Here is a 13,373-nt window from a genome sequence, read left to right as displayed (position 1 = left end):
CCGATCAGCATCGAGCCGGTGTCGCCCATGAAGATCTTGGCCGGGCTGAAGTTGTGCGGCAGGAAGCCCGCGCACATGCCGAACAGGACCGCGGCGGTGAGGGTCGCGGCGGACAGCGTGGTGAGCCCGTGCGCCTTCGACAGCAGGTAGGCGTAGGAGAACAGCGCCAGCGCGGCGATCCCGACGACGCCGGCGGCGAGGCCGTCCAGCCCGTCGATGAAGTTGACCGCGTTGATCGTGGCGACGACGAGCAGGACGGTGAGCGGGACCCCGTAGGCGGGCGGCAGCGACAGCGAGTCGCCGGTGGGCAGCGGGATCACGTAGACCTGGATGCCCTGCATGATGAAGATCCCGGCGGCCGCGACCTGCCCGGCGAACTTGGTGAGCGCGTCCACCTCCCAGCGGTCGTCGGCGATGCCGATCAGCACGATCAGCCCGCCCGACAGCAGGAGCGCCTTGCTGACGCTGATCCCGCCGTCGCCGAGGACCTTGCGCATCTCGGGCAGGCCGGTGGAGACCACCAGCGCCGCCACCATCCCGCCGAACATCGCGAGGCCGCCCAGCCGGGGCGTCGGGATCACGTGCACGTCGCGGTCGCGCGGGACGGCCTGCGCCCCGAACCACACGGCGAACCTGCGCACCGACGGGGTCAGCAGGTAGGCGACGAGAGCGGCGACCAGGATCGTGAGCAGGTACTCCCGCACTCCCCTGCGCCTCCCTTCGCCGATCAACGATGCCTACGTGCCCCGTCCGGGGCTGAGTTCACCTAGGTAGACGACCCGCCGGAACGATCAGTTCACGTCGCGACCGACCAACTGTAGTCCTCCCGGACGGTCTTCCGCCGCAAATCGGGCACTACCGGTCCGCTGAACGCACATGATCCCGACTCCGACGATCACGAGCGCGAGGCCGGCGAGGCACCGGTCGCCCAGCGAGAACGCCCACGGGCCGCTCGCCGCGACGTCGTCCCCCGCGTCGGCGACGACGAGCAGCGCCCCGGCGGCCGCCAGGCCGGCGCCGGTCCCCCGCCGCGGCGCCGGACGGCGCGCGAGCAGGGGCACGGCGGCGAGCGCGAGGGCCAGCACGGCGGTGCCCGTCCAGTGGCCCGTCCATCGCGGCGGGACGTACCGGGGCGGCGGGACGGCGATCGCGCGCTTGGGCAGCCGGACCCGGATCCGCATCCCCTCGTGCGGGGCGAGCGCGTTCTGGACGAAGTCGATCGCGTACGGGCCGTCGCGGTCGCGCAGGCACCGGGTCGTCGCCCCGGGCGCGCCCGCCCGGCAGGTCGCGTGCCGCAGCGGCACCGGCGCCTGCACCCGGACCGCCGCGTTCCCGATGGGGACGTCCCAGCTCGTCCCGATGGCGTCCCACAGCAGGTCGTCGTGGTCGGCGCGGGGGGTGAACGCGCGGCGCACCTCGTACTCGATCACGTAGGCCTGGCGGCCCCGGACCTCGCGGTGCCGGTCGCCGACGCTGATCCGCACGTCGCGCAGGAACCGGGTCGTGCGGACGCGGGCCGGGGCGCCGGTGGAGGAACTGCTGCTGACGTTGCGGACCTCGTAGAGGCGGTCGCCGCGGCGGAACGGCACGTGCCGGACGATCCCGTGCTCCCCCGCCTGGTCGAAGTCGTAGGTGATCGTCTCCCGGACGTACAGCACGCCGTCGGTGCCGATGGTGAGGACGACGTCGTAGGCCGGGATGCTCTCGCCGCGGTAGGCCGGCTCGGGGGGCGGCGCGACGCCCGAGGACCCGGGCGCGGGCTCGGCGCCGGCCGGCCGGCCGGCGCAGGCGGGCAGGCCGAGCACGAGGAACAGCAGCAGCAGCCCCGCGAGGGTCGCGGAGCGCCGGACACGGCCACGCACGTCGGGCATGTTTCCACCGTTGCCATGATCGTGGCGGCGTAACGCGGTCGATGCGGCCGACCGGTAAGCCCTTTGCCCCTCGCGCGGACGCTCGGGGGCGCCTTGGACGCCTCCGGCGCCGGATCGGTTCGCCCGACGGCCGGATCCGTCCTGCCCCGGTCAGATGGACATCCCTACAGAAAACCGCTGGTAAGGGACTGCTAGGTTATCGCTCGCTAACCCCCCCAATCCGAACACGGAGGGACCTATGCGGCGAATCGCTGCAGTCGCCCTGACCGCCGGCACGCTGATGGCCGGCATGGCCGCCGTCGGAGCCCCCGCCGAAGCCGCCACCGGCAGCTGGAAGCCCTACAACTCCTACAGCCACGTGGCCGCATGGGGCTCCTACACCCGCAGCGGCGGCAGCACCGCCGTCACGGGCTACCTCGCCGACGACAAGAAGAACGGCTGGACCTCCTGCGTCCGCTTCAAGTTCACCGAGGGCTCCAAGGTGTACTGGTCGCGCTTCAAGATCATCGGCGTGGCGCCCGACGGCACCAAGTACAACTTCGACGGCAAGGCCACCGTCAAGATCAGCGTGAAGTCGTCCTACGGCAGCCACATGTGGGTGCAGGAGTGCGGCCGGAACAAGAAGACCGGCAAGTACTACTACGGCAAGGGCAAGAAGATCTTCTGATCCCCTCCCCCCTTCCGCCTGACGACACAGGCCCCGCCCGGCCCGGCGGGGCCTTCGCGCTTTCCCGGGCCCCCGTCGGCCCGGCTCACCAGTCCAGGTCGTAGAAGTCCCCGCCCACCTTGATCCGCGAGATCCCGTCCGGCTTTCGGAGATCGACCAGCCCGTAGCCGGTCACCAGGAACCTTCCGGTGGCGTCGCCCTTCATGGCGGGGTCGCCCGCGAACGAAGCGCTCCGGCGCCGGGTCGACCGCAGGACGCGGCCGTCGCCCGCCGACACCTCCAGAACCTCGAACCCGGCGTCGGCGGTCACCTCCGGGGCGTCGCCCCCGCCGGCGGAGACCGACCCCGCCGCACCCTCGATCACGAAGACGCGCCGACCGTCCGGAGCGGCCGCGACTCCCTCGAATATCCGCGGCGAGGTCACGGCGCGGACGGGGCGGGCCGTGGACGGCGGGGCGCCGTCCCCTCCCAGCGGCAGGAAACGGATTTCCTGCATGGTCTTTTCCGGCCCCCTGTACCAGGAGCGCACGAAGAACAGCCGGTCCCCGGATCCGTCCCAGGAAAGCCGGTCGGCCAGCGCCACCCGCGATTCCCGCCATTCATGCCGGTCTCCGGTCGCCGAATCCACTATCGCGATTCTGGCGTTCGAGGCGATTCGCGTGATCGGCGGGTCGCCGCAGTCGACCAGGCCGTAGGCCAGCCGGCGGCCGTCCGGCGTGACCGCGAGGGATCCCTGTCCCGCAGGCTCCCCGGAAACGGCCGAACCGGCCACCTCCGAACTCCGGACGATCTTTCCCGACCCGTTGATCGAGAACTTCTCGACCCTCGTCACGCACCTCGTTCTCGCTCGTTTCAGAACGAAGAGCGTCCGCCCGTCGCCGGTGGCGGCGATGCTCAGGAAATTCGTTCCCGCGGGGGCGGATTTCGTGTCCAGGAGGCGGCCGGTGCGGGATTCGCGTACCTCGACGCGGCGCCCCGCCGCGGCCCGCGCTGGGGGAAGGGACGCGGCTTGTCCGCGTCCACCCTGCCGGCCGGGGCGAGCCGGACGTCCCGTCCGTCCACCCGGCACCGGAAGAAGGAGAGGAGCCCGAGCCCGGCGTCCTCCGCGGGGACGGCACTTTGATCACCATGCATGCACGGTTGATGCACGCGCCCCGCCGCTCGCTGCTTCCTCCGCCGAAAATTTCTACAGATTCCGCACAGGGATGTCAGAAGCCCTGGTCATGCGTCCGGCGCACCGGCCGTCCGTCCCCCGGACGCGGGAGCGCCCGGCCGTGCCGCGCCCAGGGCCGGAGACGTCCGGCGGACGCGCGCCTTAGGGTCGGCGTGTGCGCACGGACGAGAGCCTCGGGCGGTGGCCCCGCCCCGCCGACGTGGGCGTCCCGCTCGCCGTCGCGGGCGTCCAGCTCTCCGGCACCTGGTTCCTGGCCGAGGGCGGCGGGGAACCGCTCGGCGGCGCCCGCTGGCCTCTGGTCGCGGGCTCGATCGTCCTGGCGGCCGCGGCGCTGGTGTGGCGGCGCGTGGCGCCCGTGCCGGTGCTCGCCGCCGCGATCTCGCTGAGCGCATCGGCGATCGTCGCCGCGGGCACGGCGGACACCGCCGTCAGCGGGCTCGCCGACGGCGTCGCCCTGTACTCGGTGGCGGTGCACAGGGAACGCCGGGACGCGGTCCTCGGATGCCTGGCCGCCTACGCCGTCGCCTTCGCGGTCTACCTCCCGTACGCGCGAGGACCGGGCGATCTCTTCTCCAACGAGTTCCTGGACGGCGTCCTCTACCTGGGCATCGCCGCATTCGGCCAGCTCCGCCGGCAGCGCGAGGTGGCACGGAGCGGCCTGCGGGCGCGGCTGGCCGACATCGAGAGCGAGAGCCGCGCGGCGGCCGAGGCGGAGCGCGAGCGCCTGGCCAGGGAAGTCCATGACATCGCCGGCCACCATCTGAGCGCCGTCGCCGTCCACACGGGGGCGGCGGCCCGCCGAGCCGACTCCGAACTGGTGGCCCAGGCCCTCGCCGTCGCGGCCGAGACGGGCCGCGAGGTGCTGAGATCGGTGAGCGGGCTGGTGGACGTCGTGGCCCCTCGGGAGGGCCACGGCGGCCTGAAAGAACTGCTGCCTCCCCTGTGCCAGGGCCTGAACCGGCTGGGCATCCCGGTGTCCCTGCGGGTGGAGGGGCGGGCGCGCAGGCTCCCCGCCGAGGTGACGACGACCGCCTACCGGATCGTCCAGGAGTCGCTCACCAACGCCATGCGCTATTCGGCGGGCGCCGAGGTGCGGGTCTCCGTCCGTTACGCGCCGCGCGCGGTGAGACTGACGATCGAGAACGACGCCGCCGCAACCCGCGCGGCCGTCCCCGCGCTGGGAGGGGGCAGAGGCATCCAGGGCATGCGGGAGCGGGCGGCCGGGCTCGGCGGCGTCCTCACGGCCGGCCCCACGGCGGCGGGCGGCTGGTCGGTCGCCGCGCACCTCCCGTCGGGTCCGCGCCACCGGCGGGGATGGCCGGAGATCCTCGACGGCGTGGCGGTCGCCTTCTGCGCGTTCCTGCCGCTCCTGGGCTTCGTGCCGCCGGACCCTCTGGTCACGGGGCGGCCCGGGGCCGAGCTCCTCCTGCTCGGCGTCGCGCTCACGCTCAGAGCCGTCCCGCTGTGGTGGAGGCGGCACGCGCCCCGCGCCGTGCTCGCGCTGATCGTCTCGGCGGACGCCGCCCTGGCCGTCGCCTGGGGACTGTGGTCACGGGACCTGCTCGGCCTCCTGGTCCTGGGAAGCGCCGCGGAGCTGGTCGCCGTCTACTCGCTCGCCTGCTACAGGCCGGACGGGGCGCGCACCTGGCCCGCGGCGCTCGCCGCTCCGCTCCCCTGGGGGCTCGGCCTGGGCTTCCTGCTGGTCGCCGACCATGAGGTGGCGGCGGACGGCCCGACACCTGCCGCGTTCGCGTTCGGGCTGGTGACCGCCGTCGTGTGCACGGCGCCCCTCACGCTCGCGGCCTGGACGCTGGGCGTCACCACCGCGTCCAGGAGCCGCCGGTGGGGGGAGTCCGCGCTCGACGCCGTCTCCGCACGGGCGGGGGACGCCGTGCAGGCCGAACGCGACCGCGTCGCCGCGGGACTGAACGGGACCGTCCTGCACCACACCGTCAGGCTGGTGACGGTCGCCGAGGCGGGCCTGGGCGGTACGGACGGCGACGCGCACGAGGCCGTCGGCCGTGCGGCGGAGCTCGCGCGGGCCGCCCTCACGGAGATGCGCGCGCTACTGGACGCATGGGAGAGGACATGAGCATCCGGGTGCTGGTGGTGGACGACCAGGCCGTCGTCCGCGCGGGCTTCACCGCGATCATCAACGGCGAGCCGGACCTGGAGGTCGTGGGGCAGGCCGGGGACGGCGCCGAGGCGCTGCGCGCCGTCCCCCGGTGCCGCCCCGACGTGGTGCTGATGGACATCCGGATGCCCGGCGTCGACGGCCTGGCCGCCTCCCGGGAACTGGCCGCCACCGGGTCGCCCGCACGGGTGCTGGTGCTGACGACGTTCCACCGCGACGAGTACGTCTTCGGCGCGCTGCGCGCCGGGGCCTCGGGCTTCCTCCTCAAGGACTGCGACCCTCAGGAGCTCGTGGACGCCATCCGCACGGTCGCCGGCGGCGAGGCCCTGCTCGCCCCGGCCGTGACCCGCCGCCTCATCGACGCCTTCGTCACCGGCGCCATCAGCCCGCCGTCGGTCCCCGACGGCCGCCTGGAGGCGCTCACCCCCCGGGAACGCGACGTCCTCGTGCGGATGGCGAGCGGCCTCAGCAACACCGAGATCAGCGCCGCGCTGGGAATCGGCACCGCGACCGTGAAGACCCACGTCAACGCGATCCTCGGCAAGCTGCGGCTGCGGGACCGGGTGCAGGCCACGATCTTCGCCTACGACGCCGGCCTCGTCCGTCCGGGGGCCGCCCCTCCACCCGGGGGTTGAGGCGGCGGCCGACCGCCCGGCCGACCGCGGTCCGTCCCGCCGCAGGACGCGCGGGCGGCACGCGGCGCGCTTTCCTTGATCCATGACCTGCGAACACGACCGGCCGGACGGCGAGGCCACCACCGGAGAGAAGGCGGCCGTCCCCGAACCGGACGAGGGACCCGACCCGGACGAGGGACTCGATGCGGCATGGATACTTCCGGCACTGCTCATCCTGGCGGCGAAGGGCGTCCGCGCCGGCGGCGAGGGCGGGCCGTGGGACGTCCTGGCCATCGGGCTGGCGGCGTGCGCGGCGCTCGCCACCGTCGTCGTCTTCGTCAAGGCCGTCAGGCGGCGCGCCTACGAGACCATGACGACGATCGCGGTCGCGACGCTGTTCGTCGGAGCCGTCGCCTACGCCAGGGGCGACGTTCCCTGAGCGCCCGCCCGCGCGAGGAAGAGGCGAGAACTTCCAGGCCGGGTCCCCCACCTCGGAGGAGGACGAGGCGAAGACCCGGTGGAGACGCCGGGGAGACGTGCACGAGAAGCCGGGAAGACGCCGCGGAGACCCCCTCTTGTTGATCTGATCCCGCGGGCCAGGGCGGCTCGCGGCGGACACCGGTTCCGCCGGATCGATCTGGAGGAAACCTCCCATGAACAAGCAGCGGTTCGCCGCGAAGGCGGCGGGCGTCTCCCTGGCCGCGGTGCTGGGCCTCGGGGTGGCGGGCCCCGCCTTCGGCGCCACGGCGGAGGCCGGCCGCACGGCCGCGCCCGTCACGGCGGTCCAGCAGCCCGCCCCGTCCCGGTTCAGCGCCGCCGACACCGCCGCGCTCCGGCAGATCGGCTTCTCCGGTCGCGAGATCCAGCAGCTCCAGCAGGACCTCGCGCGAAAGGGCGGCCTCAGCACCCTCCTGAAGATCCTCAAGAAGGCGGGCAAGCTCAAGTCGGCGATCAAGGCGGCGAAGAAGGCGGCGAAGAAGGGCTGGAAGGCCTTCAACGCAGGCCCCATGCGGGCGTTCGTCGAGCAGGCGGTCGGCGCCGCCGTGATCGTCCGGACCCCGGAGGCGCGGCGGCTCGCGGCCCTGCTCGGCCGGGCGGGCCTCGACGTCCGCGACGGACCCGACGGCGATCTCCAGGTGCGCGGCAGCCGGGCGCTCGCCGCCGAGACGGTCCGGTTGTCCCGCAGCCGGTCCACGTGGTGGTGCCTCGGCACGGCCGCGGCCCTGGCCCTCGCCTCGGCGGTCCTCGCGGCCCGGGTCCCGGAGGAGGGAGGCGCCGTCACCGTCGTGGACGTCCTCGCCGGGCTGTCGTTCGGCGCTGCTCCTGTGGTCGCTGGTGGGAGAGAGCGCCGCCGGGATGCTGCCGCGCGTGGGAGGCGCCCTGGCCGGGTGGATGCCCTTCACCGCGGTCGGCGGACTCGTGGACCCGGACGCGGGGTCGCGCGTCCCCTACGGCGCCTCCGGGCAGGTGGCGTACGCGATCGTCGCCGGGCCGGCATTGCTGGCCCTCGGCATGGCCGCCGGTCGCCGCGGGGACCCCTGACCGGGCCGTCGCCGGAAGCCCGGGACGGCTCCGGCGCTAGGCGGCGCCGGGGTCGTCCTCGTCCTTGCGGAGCGACGGCTTGGGGTTCGGGGCAGGGGCTTCCTGGAGGGGCTCAGAGGGCTCTCGGGGAGTCTGCGGAGGCTCTTCCTTGGTGAGGGAAGGCTTGGCCGTCTCGGTGATGGAGGGGGCCTCTGCGGGCTTCTCGGGCTCGTCCTCTTCGGTGAGCAGGACGCCGACCACGGCGCGGAGCTTGTCCTCGGAGATGGCGCCGGCGCGCAGGAGCCGGGGCACCGGCCCCGTCAGGTCGATGATCGTGGAGGGGTCGGCGTGGCCGGAGGTGCCGCCGTCCAGGTAGACCGCGACCGAGTCGCCCAGCATCTTCTCGGCCTCGTCGGCCGTGCGGGCCGCCGGACGGCCGGACAGGTTCGCGCTGCTGACGGCGAGAGGCCCGGTCTCCTTGAGCAGTTCGACGGCGAGCTCGTGCATCGGCATCCGGATCGCGACGGTGCCCTTCGTCTCGCCGAGGTCCCACATGAGGTTGGGATTGGCGCGGCAGACCAGGGTCAGCGCCCCCGGCCAGAACTCGTCGATGAGGTCCTGCCCGTAGGTGCCGAGGTCGTCCACGAGCGCCGTGGCGGCGCGGACGGAGCCGACCAGCACCGGCGGCGGCATCTCGCGGCCCCGGCCCTTGGCGTCCAGGAGGGCGGTCACGGCGGGCGGCATGAACGCGTCCACGCCGACCCCGTACACGGTGTCGGTCGGCAGGACGATCAGCTCGCCGCGCCGGACGGCCGAGAAGGCCTCGGCGATCCCCCGGCTGCGCTCCATCGGCTCTGAGCAGTCGTAACGTCGGCTCACGGTCGCCTGTCTTCCCATCTGCACAGCGCTCGCGGGTATGGCACCGACCAGGATAGCGGGGCTAGTCGGCGGCCAGGCGCGCGGTGACGAAGCGGTCCCGGTTCGCCAGGTCGCGCCGGTTGCGCACGTCGCGCCAGCCGTGCTCCTCCGCGAAGACCCAGTACACGCCGTTGCCCTGCAGATCGCTGTGCTCGACCGCCGCGTAGCCGCCGGGGCGCAGGAGGCGCCGGGCGGTGCGCTCCACCACGCGGATCGCGTCCAGGCCGTCGTCGCCGCCGCCCCACAGCGCGTCGGCGGGATCGTGGTCGCGGACGTCGCGCGGGACGTACTCCCACTCGCTCATCGGAATGTACGGGGGGTTGCTGACGACGAGGTCGACGGTGCCGTCCAGCTCGGTGAGGGCGGTCCCGAAGTCGTCCAGATGCAGGCGGACACGGCCCCGCTCGTCCAGCTCCTCCACGTTGCGTGTCGCGTGGACGAAGGCGGTCGGGTCCTTCTCGACGGCGTGCACGCGGGCGCGGGGCGCCTCCAGCGCGATGGACAGCGCGATCGCGGCGGAGCCGGTGCCGAGGTCGACGACGAGGGGGTCGCGGACGTCCATGTCGCGCAGCGTCTCCAGCGCCCAGCCGACCATCACCTCGGTCTCCGGGCGCGGCACGAACACACCGGGCCCGACCTTCAGCTCCAGGTACCGGAAGAACGCGCGGCCGGTGATGTGCTGCAGCGGCTCCCCCGCCTCGCGGCGCGCGACGAACTCCCAGAACCGGGCGTCGAACGCGCTGTCGGGGACGCCGTGCAGCTCCGAGCGCCGCACCCGGTGCACGGCCGCCGCGAGCTCCTCGGCGTCGGCGCGGGGCGAGGCGGCGCCCGCGTCGGCGAGCCGCGCGGTCGCCCTGGCGATCTCGTCGAGCAGCAGGTTCATGATCCTGCCTTCCGAGGGGGGACGACCCCCCACGCCCCCCGGTTCGCCGCGCTCATGCGTGCCTTCCGAGGGGGGGCGACCCCCCACGCCCCCCGGTTCGCTGCGCTCATGACTTCTGGGCTTCGGCCAGGCGGCGTTCCATCTCGGCGTCGACCAGCGCCTGCGTGACGTTGTGGAGGTCGCCGTCCAGCACCTGGTCGAGGTTGTAGGCCTTGTAGCCGACCCGGTGGTCGGAGATCCGGTTCTCCGGGTAGTTGTACGTGCGCACCCGCTCGGACCGGTCCACGGTGCGGACCTGGCTCTTGCGCTCGGCGGAGGCGGCCGCGTCGGCCTCCTCCTGCGCCATCGCCAGCAGCCGGGAGCGCAGGATGCGCAGCGCCTGCTCCTTGTTCTGCAGCTGGCTCTTCTCGTTCTGGCAGGAGACGACGACGCCGGTCGGCAGGTGCGTGATGCGGACCGCGGAGTCGGTCGTGTTGACGCTCTGCCCGCCCGGCCCGGACGAGCGGTACACGTCGATGCGCAGGTCGTTCGGGTCGACCTGGACGTCGACGTCCTCGGCCTCGGGCGTCACCAGGACGCCGACGGCGCTGGTGTGGATGCGCCCCTGCGACTCGGTCGCGGGCACCCGCTGCACCCGGTGGACGCCGCCCTCGAACTTCAGCCGCGTCCAGACCCCCTCCTCCTGGGCGCCCTTGGCCTTCACCGCGACCGTGACGTCCTTGTACCCGCCGAGGTCGGAGGGGTGGGAGTCGAGGATCTCGGTCTTCCAGCCGACGCGCTCGGCGTAGCGGAGGTACATGCGCAGCAGGTCGCCGGCGAACAGCGCCGACTCCTCGCCGCCCTCGCCCGCCTTGACCTCCAGGATGACGTCCTTGCCGTCGCTCGGGTCGCGGGGGACGAGCAGCCGCCGCAGCCGCTCCTCCAGCTCCGTGCGGCGCTTCGCGAGGTCGTCGGCCTCGGCGGCGAACGCGGCGTCCTCGCCGCCGAGCTCGCGGGCCGTGGCGAGGTCGTCCTCGGTCGCGGACAGCTCGCGGTGCGTCTCGACGATCGGGCGCAGCTCCGCGTAACGCTTGCCGAGCTTGCGCGCCAGGCTCTGGTCGGCATGGACGGACGGGTCGGCGAGCCGTTCCTCGATGCCCGCGTATTCGCTGATCAGATCGTCGAGATTCACGCTGTGTCCTGGCCCGTTGCGGTGCGGGGACGGCCGCCCCCGCACCGGTTTCGGACGGCCCGGGGACCGTGGGGTCCCCGGGCCGCCCCTGATGTCCGCCGTGCGGCTCGCCCTACTTGTCGGCCTTCTTCTTGCCGAAGCGCTGCTCGAAGCGCGCGACCCGGCCACCGGTGTCGAGGATCTTCTGCTTGCCCGTGTAGAACGGGTGGCAGTTCGAGCACACGTCCGCGTGGATCACGCCGTTCTCGGCGGTGCTGCGGGTCTCGAAGGTGTTGCCGCACGTACACGTCACGGTCGTGACGACGTAGTTCGGGTGAATGTCGGGCTTCATCGGTTCTCCTCGCTTCAGGCGGTCGCCGGGCGCCCCCGATCCGCATGGCGAAGCCATGGGAGATGTGGGAGGCGTGAACCGGTACCGCAGCGGTTGCACACCAAGTGTGCCAGATACCCGAACGTCGCGAGGTCACCGGGCATTCCCGATCCGGGCGGGAGGCGCGGGGCCCGCCGCCCCCGCCTAGTGCAGCCCCAGGTAGGCAAGGACGGCCATGACGCGCCGGTGGCCGCCCTGGGCGGGCTGCAGGCCCAGCTTCATGAAGATGTTGGAGATGTGCTTCTCCACGGCGCCCTCGGTGACGACGAGGTCCGCGGCGATGGCGCCGTTCGAGCGCCCCTGCGCCATCAGCCCGAGCACCTCGCGCTCGCGCGGGGTCAGCGCCTCCAGCGGGTCGCCGGTGCGGCGCCGGCCGAGCAGCTGGCCGATCACCTCGGGGTCGATGACCGTCCCGCCCGCGGCGATGCGGCGCACCGCGTCGATGAACTCCTCGACGTCCGACACCCGCTCCTTCAGCAGGTAGCCGACCCCCTGGGCGCCGCCGCCGATCAGGTCCGTGGCGTAGCGCTCCTCCACGTACTGCGACAGCACGAGGATCGGCGTGCCCGGGCGGCGCTCCCGGACGCCGAGGGCCGCGCGCAGCCCCTCGTCGGTGAACGACGGCGGCATCCGGACGTCCACGATGGCGAGGTCGGGGGCGTGCTCCTCGACGATCCCGAGGAGGCCGGGGCCGTCGCCCACCGTCGCCACCGTCTCGATCCCGGCGTCGGCGAGCAGCCGGACGAGCCCTTCCCGCAACAGCACCGAGTCCTCGGCGATCACTACCCGCATCCGGCCATTATCGTGCCCGGCGCGCCACCCCGCGCCGCGATCACCACGTGCAGGGCAGATCCGCGCGGACGATCGTGGGGCCGCCGGGCGGGCTGTCCACGATCAGCATGCCGTCGATCGTCGCCGCCCGGTCGGCCAGCCCGGCCAGGCCGCCGTCCGGCCGCGCGACCGCGCCGCCCACCCCGTTGTCGACCACCTCGACGACCACCCAGCGGTCCTCGCGCGCCACCCGGACGGACGCGCGGGTCGCGCGGGCGTACTTGGCGATGTTGGCCAGCGACTCGGCGACGATGAAGTAGGCGATGCTCTCGACCGCGGCGGGCGGGCGCTCGGGCAGGTCGACCTCCACCTCGACGGGGACCGGGGCGCGCCCGGCCAGCCCGGACAGCGCCGGGTCCAGGCCGCGGTCGGTGAGGATCGCCGGGTAGATCCCGCGGGCGAGGTCGCGCAGCTCGGAGATCGCCTCCCGGGTGCCCGCGTGCGCCTGCTCGATCAGCGCCCGCGCGCCCTCGGGGTCCTCGTCGAGCTTGGCGCGGGCGCGGCCGATGTCCATCGCCACGGCCAGCAGCCGCTGCTGGGCCCCGTCGTGCAGATCGCGCTCGATGCGGCGCCGCTCGAACTCGGCCGCGTCCACCCCGCGGGCGCGGCTGGCCCGCAGGTGCTCGGTCCGCTCGCGCAGCGCCGCGTTCTCGCGCTGCGACGGGCTCGGGCCCAGCATCAGCGCGGCGAACGCGGCGTGCCCCATCGCGATCGCGCGCGTCACGTACATCGCCGGGACGAGGAGCGCCAACCCCAGGAGCGAGACCGGCAGCGCCTCCACGGGGTTGCCCGCCCAGTACGAGACCCCGAAGTTGACCTCGGCCCCGCCGGACACCGCCACGATCACCGGGAGGAACAGCAGCGTGCCCGTCCCGGCCCACGCGATCGCCGACACGCCGAACTCGACCAGCGTGATCGGGAAGAGCGCGGCGAAGTAGACCAGGTCCTTCCAGGTGCCCGGATCCCCCGCCATCCCCTTGAGCTTGGCCAGCGGGTTGCGGCCCGCCGGCATGCGCCGGTAGGGGGCCGGGATCCGGACGCCGAACGCCGCCAGGACGAACCGCCGCTCGACCGCCGCGCCGAACCGCCACGCGACCATCAGCAGCGCCAGCAGCGGGACGCCCACCCAGATGATCAGCAGCGCCACGGACAGGGTCAGCCCGACGGCGAGGACGACGAACCAGGCCAGCCCGCCCACGAGCAGCCGCTTCAGGTCATG

Annotated in this window: 14 protein-coding genes; 5 read left to right on the top strand and 9 right to left on the bottom strand. The window is 73.6% G+C overall.

Going from position 1 to position 13,373, the window contains the following annotated elements; all coding sequences use genetic code 11:
- Both AB0C69_RS24735 and AB0C69_RS24730 read right to left on the bottom strand, forming a co-directional pair.
- Positions 1 to 704 (bottom strand): MraY family glycosyltransferase (locus tag AB0C69_RS24735; protein ID WP_360357406.1); only part of this gene is annotated, 704 nt, incomplete at its 3' end.
- Between the two features lie 87 nt (positions 705 to 791).
- Entirely contained in the window at positions 792 to 1,871 is a 1,080-nt protein-coding gene (locus AB0C69_RS24730) for a DUF2207 domain-containing protein (protein ID WP_360357403.1), read from the bottom strand.
- A gap of 238 nt (positions 1,872 to 2,109) precedes the next feature.
- Between AB0C69_RS24730 and AB0C69_RS24725 the strand changes: the two genes are divergently transcribed.
- Complete coding sequence (locus AB0C69_RS24725; RefSeq protein WP_345182611.1) at positions 2,110 to 2,538, top strand: hypothetical protein; 429 nt, start codon at positions 2,110 to 2,112, stop codon at positions 2,536 to 2,538.
- 85 nt (positions 2,539 to 2,623) lie between these two features.
- Here AB0C69_RS24725 and AB0C69_RS24720 read toward each other — a convergent pair whose 3' ends face one another.
- Positions 2,624 to 3,370, bottom strand: a complete 747-nt coding sequence (locus AB0C69_RS24720; RefSeq protein ID WP_360357400.1) for a hypothetical protein — start codon at positions 3,368 to 3,370, stop codon at positions 2,624 to 2,626.
- 496 nt (positions 3,371 to 3,866) lie between these two features.
- On the opposite strand from AB0C69_RS24720, the gene AB0C69_RS24715 reads away from it, so the two are divergent.
- The 4 genes from AB0C69_RS24715 to AB0C69_RS24700 all read left to right on the top strand — a co-directional run bounded on the left by AB0C69_RS24715 (position 3,867) and on the right by AB0C69_RS24700 (position 8,002).
- Positions 3,867 to 5,804: a histidine kinase gene (locus AB0C69_RS24715; RefSeq protein ID WP_360357398.1), complete on the top strand. Its 1,938-nt coding sequence runs from the start codon at positions 3,867 to 3,869 to the stop codon at positions 5,802 to 5,804.
- On the top strand, positions 5,801 to 6,481 hold the full coding sequence (locus AB0C69_RS24710) for a response regulator transcription factor (protein WP_360357395.1): 681 nt from the start codon (positions 5,801 to 5,803) through the stop codon (positions 6,479 to 6,481). The genes AB0C69_RS24715 and AB0C69_RS24710 overlap by 4 nt, the downstream gene beginning before the upstream one ends.
- Positions 6,482 to 6,563: 82 nt before the next feature.
- Entirely contained in the window at positions 6,564 to 6,899 is a 336-nt protein-coding gene (locus AB0C69_RS24705) for a hypothetical protein (RefSeq protein ID WP_360357392.1), read from the top strand.
- An 896-nt stretch (positions 6,900 to 7,795) separates the two neighbouring features.
- Positions 7,796 to 8,002 carry a hypothetical protein gene (locus tag AB0C69_RS24700; RefSeq protein ID WP_360357388.1) on the top strand — a complete coding sequence of 69 codons (207 nt, stop codon included), beginning with the start codon at positions 7,796 to 7,798 and terminating at the stop codon, positions 8,000 to 8,002.
- 36 nt (positions 8,003 to 8,038) lie between these two features.
- Here AB0C69_RS24700 and AB0C69_RS24695 read toward each other — a convergent pair whose 3' ends face one another.
- The 6 genes from AB0C69_RS24695 to AB0C69_RS24670 form a co-directional block, all read right to left on the bottom strand.
- A complete protein-coding gene (locus AB0C69_RS24695) occupies positions 8,039 to 8,860 on the bottom strand; it encodes an L-threonylcarbamoyladenylate synthase (RefSeq protein WP_360357386.1) in 822 nt (273 codons plus the stop codon).
- Positions 8,861 to 8,921: 61 nt separating this feature from the next.
- Positions 8,922 to 9,782 (bottom strand): peptide chain release factor N(5)-glutamine methyltransferase, encoded by an 861-nt coding sequence (gene prmC / locus AB0C69_RS24690; RefSeq protein ID WP_345182625.1) that lies wholly within the window; start codon positions 9,780 to 9,782, stop codon positions 8,922 to 8,924.
- Positions 9,783 to 9,888: 106 nt separating this feature from the next.
- Complete coding sequence (gene prfA, locus AB0C69_RS24685) at positions 9,889 to 10,953, bottom strand: peptide chain release factor 1 (RefSeq protein WP_345182626.1); 1,065 nt, start codon at positions 10,951 to 10,953, stop codon at positions 9,889 to 9,891.
- A 112-nt stretch (positions 10,954 to 11,065) separates the two neighbouring features.
- Positions 11,066 to 11,284: a 50S ribosomal protein L31 gene (rpmE, locus tag AB0C69_RS24680; RefSeq protein WP_121434040.1), complete on the bottom strand. Its 219-nt coding sequence runs from the start codon at positions 11,282 to 11,284 to the stop codon at positions 11,066 to 11,068.
- Between the two features lie 183 nt (positions 11,285 to 11,467).
- Positions 11,468 to 12,115 carry a response regulator transcription factor gene (locus AB0C69_RS24675; protein ID WP_345182627.1) on the bottom strand — a complete coding sequence of 216 codons (648 nt, stop codon included), beginning with the start codon at positions 12,113 to 12,115 and terminating at the stop codon, positions 11,468 to 11,470.
- 40 nt (positions 12,116 to 12,155) lie between these two features.
- The coding region (locus AB0C69_RS24670; RefSeq protein WP_360357381.1) for a sensor domain-containing protein at positions 12,156 to 13,373 on the bottom strand (1,218 nt) is incomplete at its 5' end.

The organism is Actinomadura sp. NPDC048032 (assembly GCF_040653175.1).
Taxonomy (GTDB): domain Bacteria; phylum Actinomycetota; class Actinomycetes; order Streptosporangiales; family Streptosporangiaceae; genus Spirillospora; species Spirillospora verrucosospora.
The sequence above is the reverse complement of the archived record's forward strand: the minus strand, read 5'-3'. Positions and strand labels throughout refer to the sequence as shown.